The organism is Micromonospora sp. NPDC049374 (genome assembly GCF_040677165.1).
In the GTDB taxonomy this organism is placed as follows: domain Bacteria; phylum Actinomycetota; class Actinomycetes; order Mycobacteriales; family Micromonosporaceae; genus Micromonospora.
In genome coordinates this window covers 187,625-209,038 of record NZ_JBFAQH010000015.1, presented here as the reverse complement: position 1 = coordinate 209,038, position 21,414 = coordinate 187,625, and the positions used below count along the sequence as shown (strand labels likewise).

Below are 21,414 nucleotides of genomic sequence, written 5' to 3'. Positions count from 1 at the left end.
CCCACCCCCTAACCCAACTCCCCCACCCCACCCAACTCCCCACCCCACCCCACCTGCTCCCGTTGATCATGAGGTTAGCGGCAGCTTGAAGATCAACAGCTGCCGCTAACCTCATGATCAACGAGGTGGTCCGGGGGGTGGGGTGGGGAGTTGGGTGGGGTGGGGGAGTTGGGTTAGGGGGTGGGGGGTTGGCCGGCGTCGAGGACGGCCTGGGTCCAGCCGCCTTCGATGACGCCGCTGGTGTCGAGGACGGCCCAGTCGACGATGTCGGTGACCTCCACCACGACGGGGGAGCCGATCCGTACCGTGGGATCGGTGTTGGCGTCGCTGGCGCTGGCACCGACGACCCGGTCCGGGGAATCCCAGTCCGTCACCCCGGCCCAGACGTACTCCGGGCCGTCGTCGCCCGGCAGCCCGTACTTGACCACCAGCTGTGTCTCCGGTGGCAGTTGGCCGTCGCGGAACCGGGACCGGATGTCCGCCAGCCCGGCGCGAGCGGTGGCGACCGCCCGGCTCATCGCGTCACCGGAGCGGGCGTACCGCACGTCGGGCTGGATCCCGGAGAAGAGCGTGGCGCAGGCGTTGGCGAAGTAGCGCCCGGCCGGACCGGGGTGTCCGGCCGGCGGGCGCAGGCTGAGGAAGGAGTCGGCGTCCGGGTCGGTGGCCGGGTCCAGTTCCAGGCGCAGCAGCACCGGCGCGGTCGCCCCGTGCTGCTCCGGATTGCCGTACGCCACCGCGATGTCGTGCCCGGTCACCGTGGCCAGCACCGGTAGCTGCACGAACGCCGGGACCTCCTCGCCGGTCAGCCCGTCGGTCCAGTCCCGCAGCAGCCGCCGGGCGGCACCGGTCATCACCGCCCCCCAGGCCCGGGTGAGATGGTCGGGCACCCCCTGGGTCTGCAACTCCAACAGGCCGAAGCGGCGCAGCCCCTTGGTGGTGAACCAGAGCCCCTCGGCGTCCGACGAGTAGGGCACGAGTACCCAGTCGACCAGCCGGACCCGGCCCTCCGCGTCGGGCAGCGAGCGCAGCGCCGCGGCCGGGTCCAGGAACTGCAGGCCGAAGACGTCCACCACGTCGCCGCCCACCGCCTCGGCGACCGCCGCGGCCACCGCCCGGGCGGCCCACTCGTGGGCGGGCGGCCAGCCCGGCCGGTACTCCGCCTGCACCACCACCAGGTGGGTCGCCGCGGCCAGCCGGTCCAGCTGCGCCTCGCTCGCCCCGAACGCGGTGAGCAGGTCCGGCGGCAGCTCGGGAAACTCGCCGACGGGCCGGATGTCGACGCTCATCAGCGGACTGTCGAGCATCTGCCGGGCCAGCCCGTACACCGGTTCGGCGAGCCGACCGGCCAACTTCCCGACGGCCGTCCGAGCGGTCACCGACGGCAGTCCCGCCGTCGGCACCAGATAGGTCGCGCTGAGTGACTCCGGGACCGGAACGGGCAGGAAATCGTCGGTGATGAGCATGTCGTCCCCAGGGTGGCCGCGCCGGTTCTGTCGTCGCAGGTACGCTACCCGGCGCCGGGCGGCCAGCTCAGCCGGACAGCACCAGTCCCAGGTAGACGAGCGTGGTGACCAGCTCGACGGTCGCGCCGAGCACGTCTCCGGTGATCCCGCCGAGCCGGCGTACCACGTGCCGCAGCAGCCCGGCCGCGACGGCGAGCGCCGCCAGGACGACAAGCGGGCCCTGCCACGGGCGTTGCGGTACCGCCGCGACCGCCAGCAGCGCGACGGCGGCGGTGGCGACGGCCAACGCGACCGGCCCGACGCTGCCGGCGACCAGCGCACCCAGCCCCTCGGGTCGCGCCGCCGGCACACCGCGTCGGCAGGCCAGCGTCACCCCGAGCCGCCCAGCGGCAGTGGCCGTCAGCACGGCAGCGAACACCGTCGGGCGGGACCGGCCGGCCAGCTCGGCCAGCGCAGCGGCCTGCACCAGCAGGACGAGCACCAGGGCGACCACGCCGAAGGGGCCCACGTCGGGCTTCTTCATGATCTCCAAGGCGGTCGGTCCGCGCCGGTACGACCCGAGCGCGTCCACGGTGTCGGCCAGCCCGTCCAGGTGCAGACCCCGGGTCAGCAGGGCGGCCGTCGCTACGGTCACCCCGGCGGCGACCAGCGGCGCGGTGCCGGCGTCCACCAGTAGCAGTACGCCGGCCAGCGGCACACCGAGCAGCACGCCGACCGCCGGGGCGAGCGTCATCGCCGTACCGGCGGTGGCCCGGTCGATCCGGCCGACGCGCAGCGGCAGGATGGTGAGGGTGGTCAGCGCCAGCCGCGCCCCGTCGCCGAGCCGGGGCTCAGCCGGCACGTGCGGCGGAGGTCTCCGCCGGCTCGGCGGCCGGCGCGGTGGTGGTCGGGCCGGGCCCCTCGGGTTCCGGCTCGTGGAAATCGGGCTCCGCCTCCTCGACCGGGCCCGGTTCACCGCCCTCGTCCTCGCTGTCGTCGCCCTCGGGGCGGGATGGCAGCGCGGCGGACAGCGCCAGCGCCGAGCGCAGCAGCGGTAGGACGGTGAGTGCGTTCGCCCCCTCGCCGAGATCGAGCCGGAGCTGGGTCAACGGATCCAGGCCGAGCACGTCGGCGGCCAGCCGGACGGCCGGGTGACCGCCGTCGTCGGCCAGCAGGCACCAGTGCCGGGCCTGTCCGGCCAGGTCCCGGCTGATCAGCCCGGCGGCCACTCCGACGGGTCCGTCCAGCAGCACCGGCAGCCGGCCGGCGGTCGCACCCAGCAGGATGCCGGTGGCGACGGCGATGTCCCCGCCGCCCAACTCGGCGAGCACGCCCACGCCGTTCCGGGAGGAACGACGGGTGCGGTGCAGGGCGTCGCGGACCGCGGCACAGCGGGCCATCCAGGCCACGTCGTCGATCTCGCCGCCCGCGGTGACCACCCGGGCGAGCACCGCGGACGGTTCGGCACCGGCGGTCGCGGCCAGCACCGCCGCGGCAGTGGCCTCGGCGCCGGCGCCGCACGCGGCCAGCACCAGCAGCTGTACGCCGGCATCCGCCGCCTCCTCGGCCAGCCGCCAGCCGTAGCGCAGGGCCGACTCCACCTGCTCGGCGTCCAGCGCCGGGCCGTGCTCGATGGGCGCGGCGGCGGGGGCGTCCACCACCTGGAGGCTCGCCCCGCTCTCGGCGGCCAGCCGGGCGAGCACACCCTGCCCGGCTCGGGCCTGCTCGGCCCGCCGGGCCGACTCACCGGTCACCGTGCCGGCGGCGACCCCGCCGGCGTGGTCGCCGTGCACCAGCAGCACCCGCACCGACCGCCAGGGCGTCGGGGTGGGAGTGCCCTGGGTGGCGGCGGCGAACGAGACCACCTGCTCCAGTGCGCCGAGCCCGGTGCCCGGCACGTCCAGGCCCGCCAGCCGTTCGACGGCCTGCGGTCCGGCGTACTCGTCGGGCATGGGCAGTTCCATGCCGGGCTGAATGACCAGGTCGGTCGCGGCCACCGGGAGGGTCCTGGTGGGTGCCGTCCCGCCGGTGCCGACGGTGTCGGGTCCGGCGGTCACCTGCGGGGTGGTCACCGGCGGCGAGCCGGGCAGCGGCGGGCTGGCGGTGACCGGCAGCTCGCCGGCCGGGCCGGCCTGGGCGGGCACCGTGGCGCCGCCAGCGGCCTGTTGACCAGGGGCGGCCACGGCTGCCGGTGACGCCTCGGCGGCGCCTGTGGGCTGGCCGACGGCGGGCTTCAACCGGCACGGCTGACCGGCGACCACCAGGACCACCGTGTCGCAGGCGTCCGCGACGGCGCGGTTGACCGCGCCGAGGGCGTCGGTGAACGCCCGGCCCAGCGGAGTGGTGGGCACCAGGGAGAGCCCGACCTCGGGACTGACCACCACCAACCGCGCGGCGCAGGACCGCACGGCGGCGGCCAGTTCGTCGACCGTGGCGGTGTCGTCGGCCGGCTGGTGAGCCGGGTCGAGCAGGACGGTCACCCAGCCGCCGAGGTCGTCGACGAGCAGCGTGTCCTCCGGCCGGGCGGTGGAGATCACGTCCGCGAGGCGACGCGGGTCGGTCGCGGTCTCCTCGGTGCTCCAGGTCTCGGGCCGGCGGGCGCGGTGCGCGGCGAGTCGCGCGGCCCACTCGGGGTCGTCGCCCGGGTCGGCGGCGGTGGCCAGGTAGCGGACCGTGGGCGCGTCGGCGACCAGGGACTCGGCGAACTCCGACTTGCCGGACCGGATGCCACCGAGGACCAGAAGCGTGTTCCACCCGTCTAGGGACATGCTGCGTACCTTACGTCCAGCGGGACGGCCGGGGCACCGCAGGTGCGGCACCGCACCACCGCCCCGCGGCGTGGTCAGTGCCGCTCGGGGGCCCGGTACCTGAAGTCGTTGGGGTTGACGTTCGCCGGCTTCGGATCCTCCTGCCAGGCACCCTCACCGGGACGGGCCTGGAGGGCGTCGATCAGTTCGTTCCGGTCCATCTCCCGCGCCCCTTCGATTCCGCCGCGCACCGCGATGTCGCGCAGTTCCGCCGTGTCCATCTGCGGGATCGGTGTCGTCATTGTCGCCTCCTGTGCGTCGGGTTCCCGAAACACATACCCGGTCACGGCAGGCTCAGTCGCAGTGCTCGAAGGGACTGCTGTAGCTGGCGCCACCGGCGGAGCCGCCCCACTTGACGCAGGTCCCGGCCGCCTCGGCCCGCACCGGGCCGGCGTAGTAGCGGAACGAGCCGTCGTCGGTGGACCGCCCGCGTCCGCGTACCTCCAGGAAAGCCGAGACCGCCGTCTGCGCGCCGACCGCGCTCTCCTTCAGCGTCACCACGCAGTTCGAGCCGGTACCCGCGTGGTAGAGCAGGTGGACGGTGGCCTGCCGGCGACCGTCGGCGGTCAACGGCGCCGAGTTGATCACCCGGTAGCCGCTGCCGCACGCCTGGGTGGCGGTGTAGGGGTTCACCTGCTCGCCGCTGCTGGGTCTGGCGCTCGGCCGGGGCGATGGCGAAGCGGAACGGGTCGGCTGGGGGCTGGCCGTCCCGGCGTCGTCGCGTCCCGGTGACGGCGACGAGGTGCCCTTCGTCGCCGGTACGGAGGCTGTCGGTGACCGGCTCGCCGACCGCTCACCCGTGCCCTGCGCGCCGGTCTCCCCGGCGGTGACCAGTCCCGCCGCGCCCGACGCGGACGCGGCCACCGGAGGGTCGGCGCCTTCGGCGCCCGGCTGCGACACCACCGCGAGCGCCACCCCCACCGCGGCGACGATCACGACACCGGCCACCGCGGTGACCATGGCCGGAGCGCCGAACCGCCGGCCACTGCCCGGTCGCGTCGGCGCGCTCGCCACGGTGACCGTCCCGGTACCGGACCCGGCCCCGACCGGCGCGGGCATGGCCAGGCCACCCTGCCCCGGACGCGCAGCCGGCGGCGGCACCGCGATGCCGCTCGGCCCGGGGTGTGCGGCGTTCTCCGGCGCGGTGGCGCGGGCAGTGGCGGCCAGGTCCGCCGCGCTGGCGTGTCGGTCGCCGGGCTGCCTGGCCATGGCTCTGAACACCAGTGCGGCCACCGGCGGGGGAACGTCCGGCGGGAGCGGGGGTGGCTCCTCCCGCAGCCGCCGTAGGGCCACGTCGAGCGGGTTGTCCCCGACGAACGGAGGCCGGCCAGCGAGGCAGAGGTACGCCACGGCGCCGAGAGCGTAGATGTCGCTCAGCCCGGAAATCGGCTGGCCGCCGGCCTGCTCGGGGGACATGAACGAGGCGGTGCCGAGCACCGTGTAAGCGGCGGTGATCCCGGCCGTGGCGCCCGAGCGGGCGATGCCGAAGTCAACAAGCACCACCCTGCCGTCCGCCTTGACCAGGAGGTTGCCCGGTTTCACGTCCCGGTGCACGATGCCGGCGAGGTGGGCGGCGTGCAGCGCCTCGGCGGTCTGGGCCACGACGGACATGGTGGTGGCCGGGTCCAGCCGGCCCAGCCGGCGCAGCCGGGCGCTCAACGGCTCGCCCTCGACGTACTCCATCACCAGGTAGTCCACCTGGCTGCCGTCGGTGAGCGTGGCCTGGCCGACGTCGTGCACCGCGACCACCCCGGGGTGCCGCAGCGCGGCAAGCATCCGTGCCTCGGCCCGGAAGCGGGTGGTGAACTCGGGTTCGGCGGTCAACGCCGGCAACAGCACCTTCACCGCCACTTCGCGGCCCAGCAGCAGGTCCGTCGCTCGCCAGACCGCGCCCATCCCGCCGGTCGCCACCTGCTCACCCAGCCGGTACCGCCCGCTGAGCACGCCCCCTTGAGTCAGCACCGGGCCACGGTACCGGTCGTCGATCGATGCCCGTGGCCCGGTCGTCGGCCGTGCGGTACGACTACGCTGGCGGAGGTCCGTCCCATGGGGGCAGCAGCGGCGAGGGGAGACGCGCACATGGCGTGGAGCTGGCGGTACGAGGGCGCGAACGGCGAGTCGGTCGACGGGCCGGCCGAGTCGTTCGGCAGCCAGGCGGATGCCGAGTCCTGGATCGGTCAGACCTGGCGGGAACTCGCGGCGTCCGGCGTCACCTCGGTCGCGCTCCTCGAAGACGATCGGGTGGAGTACCGGATGAGCCTGCTGCCCGCGGCGGAGTGATGACACCCAGGGACTCCGAGCCGCTGGTGCTCGGGGTGCCCCGGGCGGCCTTCCGGCCCAGCCCGGTCTTCCTGGCGCTGGTCGCCCTGCTGGTGACCAGCGCCGTGTTGACCTGGCACGGGATCGGCAACGTCCGGCTCACCGTGTTCGGCTTCGTCGTCTCCGGCTGGCTCGTCTCGTTGTGCCTGCACGAGTACGCCCACGCCGTGGTGGCGTACCGCAGCGGCGACCGGGGGGTGGCCCACCGCGGCTACCTGACGCTGAACCCGTTGAAGTACAGCCACCCGTTGCTGTCCATCGCGCTGCCGGTGGTGGTGGTACTGCTCGGCGGGATCGGCCTGCCCGGTGGCGCCGTCTGGGTCGACCGGCACGTCATTCCGGGGCGGTTACGGCACACCCTGGTCAGCCTCGCCGGGCCCGCCACCAACGTGCTGTTCGCGCTCGTGCTGGTGGTGGTGCTGCGGCTCGGTGCGGGCGGCGGTGGGCCGGTGGAGTTCTGGGCGGCGGTGGCCCTGCTGGCCTTCCTCCAGATCACCGCCAGCCTGCTCAACCTGCTGCCGGTGCCCGGGTTGGACGGCGGCAACATGATCCAGCCGTGGCTGACTCCGCAGTACCGGCGGATGTACGACCTGTTCGCGCCGTACGGGTTCATCCTGCTCTTCGCGTTGCTGTGGAATCCGACGATCGGCGGCTGGTTCTTCACCGCCGTCTTCGCCATCGGCGACGTGCTCGGCCTGCCGCCCTGGCTGTACGCGACAGGTCTGGACCTGATCCGCTTCTGGCAGGGCTGAGCCCGGCCGGGACGCCGTCCGCCCGGCCGACGCGTGCGGTACGCCGGCCGGGCGGGGTGGGGGTCAGGGCCGTTCGGCCGGCGACTCGGTACGCGTCGGGTCCCGCTCGGTCACCGGCTCGACGATCTCGTCGATCGCCTTGAGCAGGCCGGCGTCGAGCTTCACGCCGGCCGCCTTGACGTTGTCGTGCACCTGCTCGGGGCGTGACGCCCCGATGATGGCCGACGACACGTTGGGGTTCTGCAACACCCAGGCGATGGCCAGCTGGGCCATGGTCAGCCCGGCCTGCTCGGCCAGCGGCTTGAGCTGCTGCACCCGGGTCAGCACGTCGTCGGTCAACCACTTGGCGATGAAGCCCGCGCCGGACTTCTCGTCGGTGGCCCGGGAACCGGAGGGCGGTGGCTGGCCCGGCAGGTACTTGCCGGAGAGCACGCCCTGGGCCATCGGCGACCAGACGATCTGACCCAGACCCAGCTCCTCGCTGGTGGGGATGACCTCGCTCTCGATGACCCGCCAGAGCATCGAGTACTGCGGCTGGCTGGACACCAGCGGGATGCGCAGCTCCCGGGCGAGGCCGTGCGCCTCGCGGATCTGCGATGCCTTCCACTCGGAGACGCCGATGTAGTGCGCCTTGCCGGAGTGCACGACGTCGGCGAACGCCTCCATCGTCTCCTCCAGCGGGGTGCTGTAGTCGTACCGGTGGGCCTGGTAGAGGTCCACGTGGTCGGTACGCAGCCGGCGCAGCGATCCGTTGATCGACTCCATGATGTGCTTACGGGACAGGCCCCGGTCGTTGCGGCCCGGCCCGGTGGGCCAGTACACCTTGGTGAAGATCTCCAGACCCTCGCGCCGTTCCTGCTGAAGCGCCCGGCCGAGGACGTCCTCGGCGCGGGTGCCGGCGTACACGTCGGCGGTGTCGAAGGTGGTGATGCCGGCGTCGAGGGCGGCTCGCACGCAGGCGAACGCCGCTTCCTCCTCGACCTGCGAACCGTGGGTGATCCAGTTGCCGTACGAGATCTCACTGACCATGAGGCCGGAGCGGCCCAGGTGTCGGAATTCCATGTTCTGACCCTAGCCCGCCCTGGTGTACCCGGCAGGAGGCGGTGATCAGTCCGGGTCCGACAGCAGTGCGTGGCGCAGGCTGCGAGCGAGCCAGTGCCGGAAGGTCTCCTCGGTCCAGCCGCGCTCCAGCACCAGTGCGCCGTAGTGTGCCGGGTCGTTGTAGAACCACACCTCGTCGATGGCAGCCTCGACGTCGGAGCCCTTGCGCAGTGGCCCGCCCAGGGAGCACAGCCGCTCGACCACCATCGTGGCGCCGAGCCGCCGGTTGCGCAGCAGCGTCTGCCAGACGTCGGCCGCCTCGGGGCTGCCGTCGGCGGCCCGCCGGACGGTTTCGAACACCCGGGCGGTCCGCCCACCGATCAGGGTGCAGACCCCGGCGTACGCGTCGAGCACCGCGCGCCCGGTGGCGGCCTCCCAGACCGGCCGGTACCAGGGGCGTTGCGCCACCGGCACCGGCTCGTCGTCGCCGGCGAGCGCCTCGTCGAGCACCTGACGCAGCAGCGCCGCCTTGGAGCCGAACGCGGCGAACACGGTTGGCCTGGCCACCCCCGCCGCGACCGCCACGTCGGCCAGCGACGTGGCCGTGTAGCCCCGCGTGACGAAGAGGTCGGTCGCCGCCGCGACCACGGCCTGCCGGGTGCGGCGGGCATTTTCCTCGCGGATCCGGGACCGGTACGGCCTGGTCGGTCTTCCGCCCTTGACTTCATCCATGGCGTCGCCATACTAGCAATGTATTCACTAGACTCCTAGCTATCTAATAGCGGCTGGCTATCCAATAGCTCGCTGTCCAGCGAAGGTCGTCGTCCCTGGGAGGCACCATGTCCGTCCATCCGTTCGTACGCCGGCCCGACGATGGGGAGGCGTACTGGTTCCTGGGCAACCTGGTCACCGTCAAGGCGACCGGTGCGCAGACCGGCGGGCGGCTCACCGCCGTGGAGTTCGTCAACCCGCCCGGCTTCGCGCCGCCACTGCACCGGCACCAGGTCGAGGACGAGATGTTCTACCTGCTGTCCGGCACCGCGACCTTCTACTGCGACGACGCGGCGCTGACCGCCGCGCCGGGTGATTTCGTGCTGCTGCCGGCGGGTCTGCCGCACACCTTCGTGGTCGGTCCGGACGAACCGCTGCGGGTGCTGCAACTGACCACCCCCGCCGGCTTCGAGGAGTACGTCGCCGAAGTCGGAGTGCCAGCGCTCGAACGCCGGCTGCCGGACCCGGCACCAATCGATCCGGCCGCCCTCGGGCACGCCTCCGCGCGGCACGGGATCGAGCTGCTGGGACCGCCGCCCGGTCAGCAGCCGACCGGACCGGCCGACCAACCGACCCACCGGCCAGTGCCGTGACCACCGTCGGCGCACGGGACGGTTCGACGCCCGGCCGGGCGGGTGACGACCGGCGGCGGAGCCGGAGAATCGCCCCCCGCACCCCCGGTCACCAGCGCACCCCCGGTCATCGGCGCGTGTCGGACCCCGGCACCGAACGTCGCCACCCGTGCCGGCTGGGGCCCAAGACCGGGCAGGCCCGGCTGCACCGCGCCCGGAAGCGGTCGACGGCGTCGGCCTGACTCTGACCTGCACCGGTGGCGCGGCGACAGCCCGGCCGCGCGTCGTCTGGGTCGGCGCCGGAGGGCACGGCCTCCGCAAACACGTTCAGAGCACCGGGTTGGCGTCGGCGAGCAGCCCGTCGATCTCGGCGACGACCGCACTCGGATGGTGGAACATCGGGTCGATCAACGACTCGCCCCGCCGGTCCAACGCACCCCAGTTCCCGGCGCTGTTGGTGGCCAGGAAGGCGACCGGGTGGATCAGCAACGCCGGGTGCGCCGGTGCGACGATCACCTGCCCGCTACGGTCCACCACACCCTTGCGACCAGCCAGGTCCACCACGGCCAGGCCCTCCTCGGTGAAACCGTCGACGTAGTGACCGTCGGCCAGCGTGGTGTGGAAGCCGTGGTAGCGGGTCGGCACCACGATCCGGCCGGTGCGGTCGACGGCACCCCAGCCCTCCCGGCGTACCACCGCCACGCCCTTGTGGAAGGGCCGTACGTCGGCGAAACCCGGCGGCACCGCCACCTCGCCGGTGGTGTCGACGGCGTGCCAACCGCTCTCGTCCCGCACCACCCAGGCCAGACCGTCGGAGAACGGCCGAGCCGCCAGGTAGGTCGGCCCGAGCACCGTCTCGCCGGCCAGGTTGATCAACGACCACCGGTCGCTCTGGGGTCCGCGTACCCAGGCCAGGCCGTCCCGGAACGGCTGTGCCTCGGCGTACCGGGCGGGCACCACCATGTCGCCGTCGGCGTCCGCGTAGCCCCACAGGCCCTGGCCGCCGTCGGGTGCCGGCACCGGCGCCCGGTCGCGCTCCAGCACCTCGTCCCAACTACGCGGGTACGGCCCGAAGCCGCTCTCCTCAGCTTTGGCGGCGACCGCGTCGAGGCCGGTCCGGACCCGGGCCAGCAATTCGGCGTCCTGCTCGCCACGCAGGTCGAGAGCCCGCTCGAAGTGATGGCACGCCTCGATCAGCCGGCCCTGGTCGTGGCAGCAGCGGGCGGCGTGCTCGTGCAGTGCGGCGCGCAGCCGGTCGGGCAGTTCGATCGAGTTGGCCTCCGCGAACAGTCGGTCGGCCTCGGCGAACTCGCCGCGCCAGCGCAGCACGTGGGCCAACCGGGCCTGGGCGAGCGCGGCCCGACGCAACTCCCCGGTCGCCTCGGCGTAGGTCAGCGCCATCCGGCCGTCGTCCAGCGCGTCGTCCAGGTCGTCAAGGACCCGTGAGGCCACCGCGCGCAGACTCAGCAGCCGGGCCCGGGACCGGTTGTCCAGGGCCGAGGCGAGCTTCTCGGTGAGCCGCTCCCGGACCTCCCGCAGTTCCTCCGGGTCGTCCACGATCTCGCGCAAAGTCACCGGGTCGAGACGCCAGCGGAAGCCCGCCAACACCTGTTCGGGATCGGCCGGCGGTTCGGGTACGGGCTCGCTGTCGTCCGCGTCGTCGGAGCCCTGCTCGTCGGCCGGCGGGCCGGACACGGACGATGTGGCGAGCACGTCGTCGACCGGGCCGGTGCCGTCAGCGGGCGGCATCCCGTCGTCGACGTCACCGAACCTGATGCTGCCCGGACGCTCGCCGGCGCCGGACCCGGTGGTGTGGTCGGTGGCCTGGGCCGGGTCGCCGGATGACGCGGTGTCACCCGGCGGTGCGGAAACCGGCGGTGCGGACGCCGGCACGGCGGAGACCGGTGCACCGAGGTCGGGCTCGCCGGACGGTACGGGCACCGGCGCTCCGTACGCCGGCGGCGCGGAAACCGGAGGAACCGGGAACGGCGGCGCGGAGACCGGGGCCGCCGAGGTCGGTGCGGCCGGCGGTGGCCCGACCGGCCGTTCGGGCAGCGGCGGTGCCGAGGTGGGGACCGCCGAGACCGGTGGTGCGGGGACGTCGACGTCGCCGAGCGGCGCGACGTTCGGTGGCACGGAGAAGGCGGGCGGTGCCGGTTCGGCGTGCGATCCCGAGGCGGGGGGTGTGAGCTGCTCCCGTGGTTGCGTGGCGGCGGGCCCGGCCTGCGCCGCGGCGGGCGGCTCGGCGGCCGGCCCGAACCAGCTCTGCGGGCCGTCGGACGCTGAACGGGCGGGCGCCGGCGCGGGCGTGGACGGCTCGGGCGCTGGAGGGATGTACCGGGTGGGCTGGCGGGCCGCCGGTGTGGTCGGCATCCCCGGTGCGCCGTCGGTCCGATCGGGTCGGGCCGCCGGTGGCGGGCCGAGCGGTGCCTGGTCGGTGCCGGCCGGCTCGGACGTCCGCCCCGACGGTGCGGAGACAGGTGGCCGGTTGGGTGGCGCGGAGACCGGCCGGGCGGCCGGCGCGCCGACGGGCGGCTGCGCCGGTGGTGCGGAGACCTGTCGGTGGGCCGGCGGTGCGGAGACCGGCGGTCGGGTCGGTGGCGCGGAGACCGGCCGGGCCGGGGGCGGGGTGACGGGGGACGCAGCGGCGACCGAGGGCGCCGGCGTCGATGGTGGCGAGGCGACGACCGGCTGGTCGTGCAGGGGAGCCGGTCGGACCTGGTGCTCGTGCAACGGCGCGGGACGCACCTCGTGCTGGTGCAGGGGTGCCGGTCGGACCGAGTCCCCGGCCGGTGCCCGATCGGCACCGGAGGCGGCGGCGGGCCGGTCCCGGTCCTGGCCGGGGAGGTCGGTCCGGTTCCGGTCGGGGCGCCCGGCCGGACCACGGTCCTGGCCCGGTTGGCGGCTGTCGCTCCGGTCCCCGGCAACGGCGGCGGGGCGAGCCCGTTGCGGGTGACCGACCTCCGGCTGGTGGTGCTGCGGGGCGGGGGAGACCGGTCGGGCCCGCCCGGCCGCGGGGGAGACCGGACGGTCCTGCTCCGGAGCGGGGGAGACCGGACGGTCCGGCACCACCGACAGGTGACGGCGGCGTGGGTCCTGATCGGGTGCCGCGGAGACGGGCCGGTCGGGGTCGGGCAGCGCAGCGGCCGGCCGGTCGTCGAACCGCTGCGGGCCGGGACCGTCAGGTACGCCGCTCGGTCGCCGGTCGGCATCCTGCTCCGGCGGGGTCGGCCGCTGGTACTCGCGATGGTCCCGCCCACTGCTCGGCCGCAGCGGTCCGGGCGCGGGCCAGGGCAGGTCGCCGCGCGACGGAGCGTCGTACGCCTGCTGGTCCGGCGTTGGCGGCTCCTGGCGACCCCGTCGGCGGGCCCGGTCCGGGCGGTCCCATTCGTCGGAGGCGGGACGGACCGGTTCCTCGTCGACGAATCCGTCCGGGTACGGCGCGGCGTCCGGGTCGCCGCCGCCGACGAAGTCGCTGCGGTAACCGTCCACCACCGGACCATCGGTGCGGTTCGGCTGCCCGGGGTGGTGACTCCACTGGTAGCGAGGGCGCTGGGCGGCGTCCTCAGCCGTCCGGCGGTCGGCACCCTCGACCGGGCGGTGTGCGGCGGCGGGCCGACGCGTCTCCTCGTCGACCTCCGCAACCCAGCCGGGTTCCGGGCGGGGGGCTGGGGACACCGGTGCGCCACGCCGGTAATCGTCGCGCCCGGTCGGCTCGGAGTGGCGCGGCCGATCCGCGTACCGGTCGGGTTCGCGCTGGCCCCGTCGCTCCGGTTCGGGTCGCGGATACCGGTTGTCGCGGCGGTCCGGGTCACGCCGTTCGGGTTCCCGCCGGGCGTACCGCTCCGGGTCGCGGCGCGCGTACCGGTCGGGGTCGCGCTGGTCGCGGGGGCGGTCCGGGTCGCGACGGTCGGGGTACCGGTCGGGGTCGCGCTGGTCGCGGCGATCGACGTATCGGTCCGGGTCGCGCTGGTCGCGGCGCGACGGCGCGCCCGGACCGGAGGCCTGCGGTCCGAAGTCCGACCAGACGACCCCGTCGCGGCCCCGGGCCGGCTCACCATACGACGAGCGCCGTCCCTCGGGTCGCGACTGCTCCGGCCGGGTGCCGGGCGGCACCGACCGGTCGTACGGTCGCGAACCGTTCGAGCCGTCGGCGGGTCGACGGTCGAGGATCTCGTGCCGCCCCGGCCAGCCGTCCGGTTCCTCGTCCCAGGACCGACCGACGTACGTGCCGTCGGGTCGGGTCGGCGCGAGCGGTGGCACCTCGGCACGTCCGACGGCGCTCGCTCGACCTCGTGCGGCAGGCGGCTGGTGCTCGACTCCGATGTCACCTGGATAACGCTGGCCAGGGAACTGCGGCTGCCATTCGCTCGTCGGCTCGACGACCCAGGATGGCTCGGCGGGATCGTGCCACCGGTCGGCGTAGCCGCGACTCATCCGCAGGACCTGTCGCTGCGGCCGGGACGTCGCCGGGACGCGGCCCTGGCCGCGACACGGTGAGTTGGAGCCTGCCCTGCGCAACCGTGACGGTCGAATCTTCCGGTCTGGCCCGTGCCGGAATCCAGGGCCGGCGCCCGCTCGCTCACGGTCGCGCCCCGGTGGTCGGCTCGCGTCCGCTCGCTCACGGCGATGTCACCTCGTCGGAAATGGTCGCGCTGGGCACCCCGGAGGCCGGCGAAATCGCTCGTCCGGGCACCGAATGGCTGCGCATGGAGGGTAGCGGCGCGGGCTCGGTCACCGCCACTGCGGCACCCTCGTCAACCCAAACGTTATCCTACTGATCCGGACATTTATCCCTATGCCGGTATCGGACTTCCGGCGATGCTGCACCCACCGTCAGCCGCCCGTCGCCGCTGCCCGGGTGCCGGGCGGGCTCGCTCAGACAGCTCCAGTGCGAGCACGGCGAAGCGGTTCGGTTCGAGGATCGGTCACGCCGTGCTGGGCGTGCCGGGAGTCGCCGTCAGATCTGGTCGCCGATGGCGACCCGCGGCTCCGGCGTACGCAGCTTGCGGAAGGTGATCGCCCGCATGATCGCGTAGAGGTACAGCGACCCCATCCGCTGGGTGGACTTCGGGAACCGCTCGCGGACCAGCTTCTTGATCCTGCGTGAGATGAGCACCGAGTCGACCACCACGCCCAGCGCCAGCGCGCCCCAGAGCAGGTTGGAGGCCAGCCGGATCACCGGCGGCATCGCCTGGTTCGAGCCGATCAGCACCACCAGGGCCCCACCGAAGAACCAGGTGCCGACGGTACGCCGGGAGTCGACCACGTTGCGGGCCAGCAGCCGCTCCGGACCCCGGTCGCGGGGACCGCCCTCACGCCGGAACTCCGCGGCCGTTTCGGCGCGCTGTTGCCGGCGCAGCGCCTTCGCCTCGTCCTTGCTCAGCGGCTTCGTCGCCCCGGCGGGTCGACGGCCGGTGACAGGTCGCTTCGGCGTCTCCCGACCCTTGGCGGGGGTGTAGGCACGGGACCGGGCCGCCTCGGCCGCCTCCTCCTGCGCCGGGGTCAGCGGCTCGGTGGCGGGATCGGCGAGGTCGGCGGACTTGCGGCGAAACAGCGACGGCACGCGGCAAGGGTAGCCAACGCCGCGCGCCCGGTGCACATCGCGGTGCGGCGAACGCGCGGCGGGCGGCGTCGAGCCGACTACGGCCGCTCCACCTGCGCGCCCAGATCGGCGAGCTTGGCCTCGAAGTCCTCGTAACCCCGGTTGATCAGGTCGACGCCGTAGACCCGGGAGGTGCCCTCGGCGGCCAGCGCGGCGATCAGGTGGCTGAAGCCCGCCCGCAGGTCGGGAATGACCAGGTCGGCGGCGTGCAGCTTGCTCGGACCGGCGATCACGGCGGAGTGCTTGAAGTTGCGCCGGCCGAAGCGGCACGGGGTGCCACCCAGGCAGTCCCGGTAGACCTGGATGTTCGCACCCATCGAGTTCAGCGCCTCGGTGTAGCCGAGCCGCTGCTCGTAGACCGTCTCGTGGACGATGGACAGCCCGCGAGCCTGGGTCAGGGCCACCACCAGCGGTTGCTGCCAGTCGGTCATGAAGCCCGGGTGCACGTCGGTCTCCAGCGCGGTGGCCTGGAGTTCGCCGCCCGGGTGCCAGAAGCGGATGCCGCCCTCCTGACCCGGCTGTCCGGGCCGAGGCGGACGGGTGTCGGTCACCTCGTACTCGCCGCCGACCGAGCGGAAGACGTTCAGGAAGGTCATCATGTCGGCCTGCTCCGCGCCGAGCACCTCGACGTGGCCACGGGTGGCCAGCGCCGCCGCGGCCCAGCTCGCCGCCTCGATCCGGTCCGGGATCGGCCGGTGGGTGTAACCGTGCAGTTTCGGTACGCCCTGGATCTCGATCACCCGGTCGGTGTGCACCTTGATGATCGCGCCCATCTTCTGCAGGACACAGATGAGGTCGACGATCTCCGGCTCCACGGCCGCGTTGCGCAGCTCGGTGACGCCCTCGGCCATCACCGCGGTCAGCAGCACCTGCTCGGTCGCGCCCACACTCGGGTAGGGCAGCGCGAACTTGGTGCCGTGCAGCCCGTTCGGCGCGGACAGGTGCAGCCCCTCGGGGGTCTTGTCGACGGTCGCACCGAACTCCCGCAGCGCCTGCAGGTGGAAGTCGATCGGCCGGGGCCCGATGTGGCAGCCGCCGAGGTCCGGAATGAAGGCGTGCCCGAGGCGGTGCAGCAGCGGCCCGCAGAACAGGATCGGGATCCGGCTGGAGCCGGCGTGCACGTTGATCTGATCGGTGCTGGCGCTCTCCACGTTGGCCGGGTCGAAGACCAGCTCGCCGTCCTCGTCGCCGTCGGTGACCTTGACGCCGTGCAGCCCGAGCAGGCCCCGGACGACCTCGACGTCACGGATCTTCGGTACGTCGAACAGCCGACTCGGGCTGTCGCCGAGCAGCGCGGCGACCATCGCCTTGGAGACCAGGTTCTTCGCGCCGCGCACGCGGATCCGCCCTTGCAGCGGCGTGCCTCCGTGTACGACCAGGACGTCGTCGGTCAACGCAACCTCCAGCGCGTGCGTGCTGCCGTTTCGATGGATGGACACCACCGGTTCGCTACCCGGGGAGCGGTCGCGCCCAAACGCCCGCGCCCGCGTGTGTCGTCGCCCGGCAGCATAGCCCTCCGTGATGAGAATGGATCCGGTCACACCGCCTCGGAGGGCATTTATCGGTGATCCGGCACTTTCGCGTACAGCGAGCGTGACAGAGGGTGACGCCCGGTTGAGGTCAGGCTCCGGGCAGTGCGAGCATCTGGTCCAGGGCCACCCGGGCGTGGTGCGCGGTGTCGGGGTCGACCGTGATCCGGTTGACCACCCGACCGGAGACCAGCTCCTCCAGCGCCCAGACCAGGTGCGGCAGATCGATCCGGTTCATCGTCGAGCAGTAGCAGACCGCCCGGTCCAGGAACATGATCTGCTTGTCCGGGTGGGCCAGCGCGAGCCGCCGGACCAGGTTCAGCTCCGTGCCGACGGCCCACGCGGAGCCGGCCGGGGCGGCCTCGATGGTCCTGATGATGTACTCCGTCGACCCGACCAGGTCGGCGGCCTGCACCACCTCGTGCCGGCACTCCGGGTGCACCAGCACGTTGACGCCCGGCACCCGCTCCCGCACGTCGTTGACGCTGTCCAGCGTGAACCGGCCGTGCACCGAGCAGTGCCCGCGCCAGAGGATCATCTTCGCCTCGCGCAGCTGCTCCGCGCTGAGCCCGCCGTTCGGCTTGTGCGGGTCGTACAGGACACAGTCGTCGAGGGAGTAGCCCATCTCCAGCACGGCCGTGTTGCGGCCCAGGTGCTGATCGGGCAGGAAGAGCACCTTCTCACCCTGCTGGTACGCCCACTCCAGGGCCCGCTTCGCGTTCGACGAGGTGCAGACCACACCGCCGTTGCGCCCGACGAAACCCTTGATGTCCGCCGAGGAGTTCATGTAGGTGACCGGGACGGTGCGCTCGGCCAGGCCCAGCTCGGTGAGCACCTCCCAGGCGTTCTCCACCTGCGGCAGCGCGGCCATGTCCGCCATCGAACAGCCGGCGGCCAGGTCGGGCAGTACGACCTGCTGCGTGTCGGAGGTGAGGATGTCCGCGCTCTCGGCCATGAAGTGCACACCGCAGAAGACGATGAACTCGGCCTGCGGGCGGGCTGCGGCCTCGCGGGCCAGCTTGAACGAGTCGCCGGTCACGTCGGCGAACTGGATCACCTCGTCGCGCTGGTAGTGGTGACCCAGCACGAAGACCCGGTCGCCGAGGGCGGCCTTGGCCGCCGTGGCACGGGCCACCAGGTCGGGGTCGCTCGGTGCCGGCAGGTCACCCGGACACTCCACGCCACGTTCGGTGGCGGGGTCGCTGCCGCGGCCGAGGAGCAGCAACGCAGTGGCGGTGTTGGAGGGCTCAACCCAGGTCGACGTCACGCCCTCCATGGTCCCACAGCGTGACCGTCGTGCCGCCCGTGCCGGTGTGGGCTGCCACACTGCCAGGCATGCGCGTACTGCTCTGCCCGGACAAGTTCGCCGGTACGCTGCCGGCCCCGCAGGTCGCCGCCGCGGTGGCCGACGGCTGGCGGGAGGTGGCACCCGGCGACGACCTGCTGGTCAGACCACTGGCCGACGGGGGACCGGGCTTCCTCGACGTGCTCGCCGAGGCGCTGCCCGGTCGGCGGGTGCCGGTGCCGACGACCGATCCACTGGGCCGTCCGGCCACCGGTGAGATGCTGCTCACCGACGAAGGTGCGGTCGCGTGGCTGGAGAGCGCGCAGGCCTGTGGGCTGCACCTGCTCGACACCGCCGAGCGGAACCCGTTGGCCACCACGTCGTACGGCCTGGGTCTGCTGATCGCCGCCGCGGTGGAGGCCGGGGCGCGCACGGTGGTGGTCGGGCTCGGTGGCTCGGCGACCAACGACGGCGGCGCGGGAATGCTCGCCGCCCTGGGGGCGGTGGGTCTGGACGGCACCGGCGCGGCCCTGCCGTACGGCGGTGCCGCCCTGACCGCCGCGGCGAAGCTCGACGGTCTGCCCCGGTTGCGTGAGGCCCGGCTGATCGCGGCCACCGACGTCGACAACCCGCTGCTCGGTCTGCACGGGGCGAGCAACGTCTTCGGCCCGCAGAAGGGCGCCGACCGGGCCGACGTGCTGCTGCTCGACGCCGCGCTGGCGCGCTGGGCCGAGGTGCTGGAACGGGACCTGCCCGGCTGCCCCAGCGGGCTGGGCGCGCTGCCGGGTGGCGGCGCTGCCGGCGGCACCGGTGCCGCGTTGCTCGCCCTCGGCGGGCGGTGCGAGTCCGGCATCGGACTGGTCAGCCGGGCCGTCGGGCTGGAAACCGTGCTCGACGAGGTTGATCTGGTGGTCACCGGGGAAGGCCGGTTCGACCACCAGTCGCTGCGGGGCAAGGTGGTGGCCGGAGTGGCCGGCGCGGCCCGTGACCGGGGCGTACCCTGCGTCGTGCTCGCCGGCCAGGTAAGCGCCGGGCGGCGGGAGGCGGCATCGGTCGGAGTGACCGACACGTACAGCCTGGTGGAGCACTTCGGCGGCGAGGAGCGCGGCGGGCTGGCCGCCGCGCTGGAGCGCCCGGCGGAGGGGCTGCGGGCGCTCGGTGCCCGGCTGGCCCGGCAGTGGAGCCGCTGAACCGGCGAGTGCCTGGTCACGCCGCCGGGTCGCGCGGCCACCGGCGGCCTACAATCAAGAACTGGACCACTGTGGGAATCGCTGACCGGCGGCTGACGTTGGCCAGGGGAGGACCACACCGACGCGCCGCAGGGAGAATTCCACGTGACCACGCCAGCGCAGACCGAGTCGACCGAGGCCAAGGCCCCCACGTCCGTCGTCCTCACCGACGTCGCGGCGCAGAAGGTCAAGGCCCTGATTGAGCAGGAGGGCCGCGACGACCTGCGGCTCCGGGTCGCCGTGCAGCCGGGCGGCTGCTCCGGCCTGCGGTACCAGCTCTTCTTCGACGAGCGTTCGCTCGACGGTGACGTCGTCACCGACTACGACGGTGTCGAGGTCGTCGTCGACCGGATGAGCGCCCCCTACCTGGCCGGCGCCACCATCGACTTCGCCGACCGGATCGACGCCCAGGGCTTCACGATCGACAACCCCAACGCGGGCAACTCCTGCGCCTGCGGAGACTCGTTCAGCTGAGTCCGGTTCCTCATCACGCGGACGGCGGTACGGCCCCAGCGGCCGTACCGCCGTCCGCGTCTCTGCATCCCGACCCGGATACCCACGGTCGATCATGAAGTTGTTGTCGCGCCACGCCGGTTCGGATGACAACAACTTCATGATCAACGGGTGGGTTCCGCGGTGGAGGCGGGTGTGTGGCGGGGTGGTCGCTCGTAGGTGGTGCTGCCGGTAGGCTGATCGGGCTCTGCTGCCGATCCCGAGGGTTGCCATGAAGATCGCCGTGACCGGCTCGATCGCCACCGACCACCTGATGAGCTTCCCGGGCCGGTTCGCCGACCAGCTCATCGCCGATCAGCTGCACAAGGTCTCGCTCTCCTTCCTGGTGGACGATCTGGTGCTGCGCCGGGGCGGGGTGGCGGCAAACATCGCGTTCGGCATGGGGCAGCTCGGCCTCCAGCCGGTGCTGCTCGGCGCCGTCGGTGCCGACTTCGCCGACTATCGCTCCTGGCTGGAGCGGCACGGGGTGGACTGCGACTCGGTGCACGTCAGCGAGATCGCCCACACCGCCCGCTTCGTCTGCACCACCGACACCGACATGTGCCAGATCGCCTCGTTCTACGCGGGCGCGATGAGCGAGGCCCGCAACATCGAGCTGCACCCGGTCGCCAAGCGCCTCGGTGGGTTGGACCTGGTGCTGGTCGGCGCCAACGACCCGGAGGCGATGCTGCGTCACTCCGCCGAGTGCCGCGAGCGTGGCTACCCGTTCGCCGCCGACCCGTCCCAGCAACTCGCCCGGATGCCCGGCGAGGACGTGGTCGCGCTGATCGACGGCGCCGACTACCTGATGACCAACGACTACGAGAAGTCGCTGCTGCAGAGCAAGGCCGGCCTCTCCGACGACCAGTTGCTCGACCGGGTGAAGATCCGGGTCACCACGCTGGGCAAGCACGGGGTGGAGATCGCGGGGCGGGAGATCGAGACGATCCACGTGCCGATCGCCCGGGAGACCCAGGCGGTCGACCCCACCGGTGTCGGCGACGGCTTCCGCGCCGGCTTCTTCACCGCGCTGTCCTGGGGAGTCGGGCTGGAGCGGGCCGCCCAGGTCGGTTCCCTGCTCGCCACACTGGTGCTGGAAACCGTCGGTACCCAGGAGTACCAGGTGCGCCGCGACGTGTTCGTCAAGCGCCTCGCCGAGTCCTACGGCGACCACGCCGCCGACGAGATCCGCCCGCACATGCTCCCCTAACTCGGAAGTCGAGCGTGACCTGACGTGCGGCAGCATGCCGGCGTCGGGGGTCTGTGTTGATCATGAGGTTGGCGGCAGTGTTCGATCTCCACGGTGCCGCTAACCTCATGATCAACGCGGGTGGGTTGGGGGCTGGGTGGGTTAGTGGGTTCGGCGGATGTGGTAGGTGGGGCCGGGGTGGGAGCCGAGGAACTCCTGGCCGCGCATCCGGCACCAGGCCGGGATGTCGACCGCGGCCGCCGGGTCGTCGGCGAGCACCCGGATCACCGTGCCCACCGGCAGCTCCGGCAGGCGGCGGGCCAGGGCGATCACCGGCAGCGGGCAGCGCTGGCCGAGGCAGTCGAGCACCTCGTCAGGAAG

Annotated in this window: 19 protein-coding genes; 7 read left to right on the top strand and 12 right to left on the bottom strand. The window is 73.3% G+C overall.

Features of this window, described 5'->3' with window-relative positions; translation table 11 throughout:
* Positions 1 to 173: 173 nt before the first annotated feature.
* The 5 genes from AB0J93_RS23940 to AB0J93_RS23920 all read right to left on the bottom strand — a co-directional run bounded on the left by AB0J93_RS23940 (position 174) and on the right by AB0J93_RS23920 (position 6,211).
* Positions 174 to 1,463 (bottom strand): DUF2314 domain-containing protein, encoded by a 1,290-nt coding sequence (locus AB0J93_RS23940; RefSeq protein WP_363924547.1) that lies wholly within the window; start codon positions 1,461 to 1,463, stop codon positions 174 to 176.
* Between the two features lie 67 nt (positions 1,464 to 1,530).
* On the bottom strand, positions 1,531 to 2,304 hold the full coding sequence (locus tag AB0J93_RS23935) for an adenosylcobinamide-GDP ribazoletransferase (protein WP_363924546.1): 774 nt from the start codon (positions 2,302 to 2,304) through the stop codon (positions 1,531 to 1,533).
* Positions 2,294 to 4,210 carry a bifunctional adenosylcobinamide kinase/adenosylcobinamide-phosphate guanylyltransferase gene (locus AB0J93_RS23930; protein WP_363924545.1) on the bottom strand — a complete coding sequence of 639 codons (1,917 nt, stop codon included), beginning with the start codon at positions 4,208 to 4,210 and terminating at the stop codon, positions 2,294 to 2,296. The genes AB0J93_RS23935 and AB0J93_RS23930 overlap by 11 nt, the downstream gene beginning before the upstream one ends.
* Positions 4,211 to 4,284: 74 nt before the next feature.
* Complete coding sequence (locus AB0J93_RS23925) at positions 4,285 to 4,491, bottom strand: hypothetical protein (RefSeq protein ID WP_363924544.1); 207 nt, start codon at positions 4,489 to 4,491, stop codon at positions 4,285 to 4,287.
* A 52-nt stretch (positions 4,492 to 4,543) separates the two neighbouring features.
* Entirely contained in the window at positions 4,544 to 6,211 is a 1,668-nt protein-coding gene (locus AB0J93_RS23920; RefSeq protein WP_363924543.1) for a protein kinase, read from the bottom strand.
* A 117-nt stretch (positions 6,212 to 6,328) separates the two neighbouring features.
* On the opposite strand from AB0J93_RS23920, the gene AB0J93_RS23915 reads away from it, so the two are divergent.
* Together AB0J93_RS23915 and AB0J93_RS23910 are read left to right on the top strand one after the other, a co-directional pair.
* Complete coding sequence (locus AB0J93_RS23915; protein ID WP_203996708.1) at positions 6,329 to 6,529, top strand: hypothetical protein; 201 nt, start codon at positions 6,329 to 6,331, stop codon at positions 6,527 to 6,529.
* Entirely contained in the window at positions 6,529 to 7,320 is a 792-nt protein-coding gene (locus AB0J93_RS23910) for a site-2 protease family protein (protein ID WP_363924542.1), read from the top strand. The genes AB0J93_RS23915 and AB0J93_RS23910 overlap by 1 nt, the downstream gene beginning before the upstream one ends.
* Before the next feature lie 63 nt (positions 7,321 to 7,383).
* Here AB0J93_RS23910 and AB0J93_RS23905 read toward each other — a convergent pair whose 3' ends face one another.
* Together AB0J93_RS23905 and AB0J93_RS23900 are read right to left on the bottom strand one after the other, a co-directional pair.
* Positions 7,384 to 8,382 carry an aldo/keto reductase family protein gene (locus AB0J93_RS23905; protein ID WP_363924541.1) on the bottom strand — a complete coding sequence of 333 codons (999 nt, stop codon included), beginning with the start codon at positions 8,380 to 8,382 and terminating at the stop codon, positions 7,384 to 7,386.
* 45 nt (positions 8,383 to 8,427) lie between these two features.
* Entirely contained in the window at positions 8,428 to 9,093 is a 666-nt protein-coding gene (locus AB0J93_RS23900; protein ID WP_363924540.1) for a TetR/AcrR family transcriptional regulator, read from the bottom strand.
* 107 nt (positions 9,094 to 9,200) lie between these two features.
* On the opposite strand from AB0J93_RS23900, the gene AB0J93_RS23895 reads away from it, so the two are divergent.
* Positions 9,201 to 9,725 carry a quercetin 2,3-dioxygenase gene (locus tag AB0J93_RS23895; RefSeq protein ID WP_363924539.1) on the top strand — a complete coding sequence of 175 codons (525 nt, stop codon included), beginning with the start codon at positions 9,201 to 9,203 and terminating at the stop codon, positions 9,723 to 9,725.
* Between the two features lie 306 nt (positions 9,726 to 10,031).
* Here the strand turns inward: AB0J93_RS23895 and AB0J93_RS23890 are convergent, their stop codons facing one another.
* Complete coding sequence (locus AB0J93_RS23890) at positions 10,032 to 13,967, bottom strand: WG repeat-containing protein (RefSeq protein WP_363924538.1); 3,936 nt, start codon at positions 13,965 to 13,967, stop codon at positions 10,032 to 10,034.
* Positions 13,968 to 14,015: 48 nt separating this feature from the next.
* Between AB0J93_RS23890 and AB0J93_RS23885 the strand changes: the two genes are divergently transcribed.
* Entirely contained in the window at positions 14,016 to 14,204 is a 189-nt protein-coding gene (locus AB0J93_RS23885) for a hypothetical protein (RefSeq protein ID WP_363924537.1), read from the top strand.
* Between the two features lie 460 nt (positions 14,205 to 14,664).
* Here AB0J93_RS23885 and AB0J93_RS23880 read toward each other — a convergent pair whose 3' ends face one another.
* From AB0J93_RS23880 to nadA, 3 genes are all read right to left on the bottom strand, one after another.
* The gene (locus AB0J93_RS23880; protein ID WP_363924536.1) at positions 14,665 to 15,270 is read right to left on the bottom strand and encodes a DUF3043 domain-containing protein; all 606 of its coding nucleotides are present in this window, start codon (positions 15,268 to 15,270) and stop codon (positions 14,665 to 14,667) included.
* A 77-nt stretch (positions 15,271 to 15,347) separates the two neighbouring features.
* Positions 15,348 to 16,703 carry a UDP-N-acetylglucosamine 1-carboxyvinyltransferase gene (murA, locus tag AB0J93_RS23875; protein ID WP_363924565.1) on the bottom strand — a complete coding sequence of 452 codons (1,356 nt, stop codon included), beginning with the start codon at positions 16,701 to 16,703 and terminating at the stop codon, positions 15,348 to 15,350.
* 226 nt (positions 16,704 to 16,929) lie between these two features.
* Positions 16,930 to 18,105: a quinolinate synthase NadA gene (gene nadA, locus AB0J93_RS23870; protein ID WP_363924535.1), complete on the bottom strand. Its 1,176-nt coding sequence runs from the start codon at positions 18,103 to 18,105 to the stop codon at positions 16,930 to 16,932.
* A 68-nt stretch (positions 18,106 to 18,173) separates the two neighbouring features.
* Between nadA and AB0J93_RS23865 the strand changes: the two genes are divergently transcribed.
* The 3 genes from AB0J93_RS23865 (at position 18,174) to AB0J93_RS23855 (ending at position 21,054) form a co-directional block, all read left to right on the top strand.
* Complete coding sequence (locus AB0J93_RS23865; RefSeq protein WP_363924534.1) at positions 18,174 to 19,313, top strand: glycerate kinase; 1,140 nt, start codon at positions 18,174 to 18,176, stop codon at positions 19,311 to 19,313.
* 144 nt (positions 19,314 to 19,457) lie between these two features.
* A complete protein-coding gene (gene erpA / locus AB0J93_RS23860; RefSeq protein ID WP_013735179.1) occupies positions 19,458 to 19,826 on the top strand; it encodes an iron-sulfur cluster insertion protein ErpA in 369 nt (122 codons plus the stop codon).
* Positions 19,827 to 20,076: 250 nt separating this feature from the next.
* Positions 20,077 to 21,054 carry a carbohydrate kinase family protein gene (locus AB0J93_RS23855; protein ID WP_363924533.1) on the top strand — a complete coding sequence of 326 codons (978 nt, stop codon included), beginning with the start codon at positions 20,077 to 20,079 and terminating at the stop codon, positions 21,052 to 21,054.
* Between the two features lie 141 nt (positions 21,055 to 21,195).
* On the opposite strand, the gene AB0J93_RS23850 is transcribed toward AB0J93_RS23855, so the two are convergent.
* On the bottom strand, positions 21,196 to 21,402 hold the full coding sequence (locus tag AB0J93_RS23850) for a sulfurtransferase TusA family protein (protein ID WP_363924564.1): 207 nt from the start codon (positions 21,400 to 21,402) through the stop codon (positions 21,196 to 21,198).
* Positions 21,403 to 21,414: the final 12 nt, after the last annotated feature.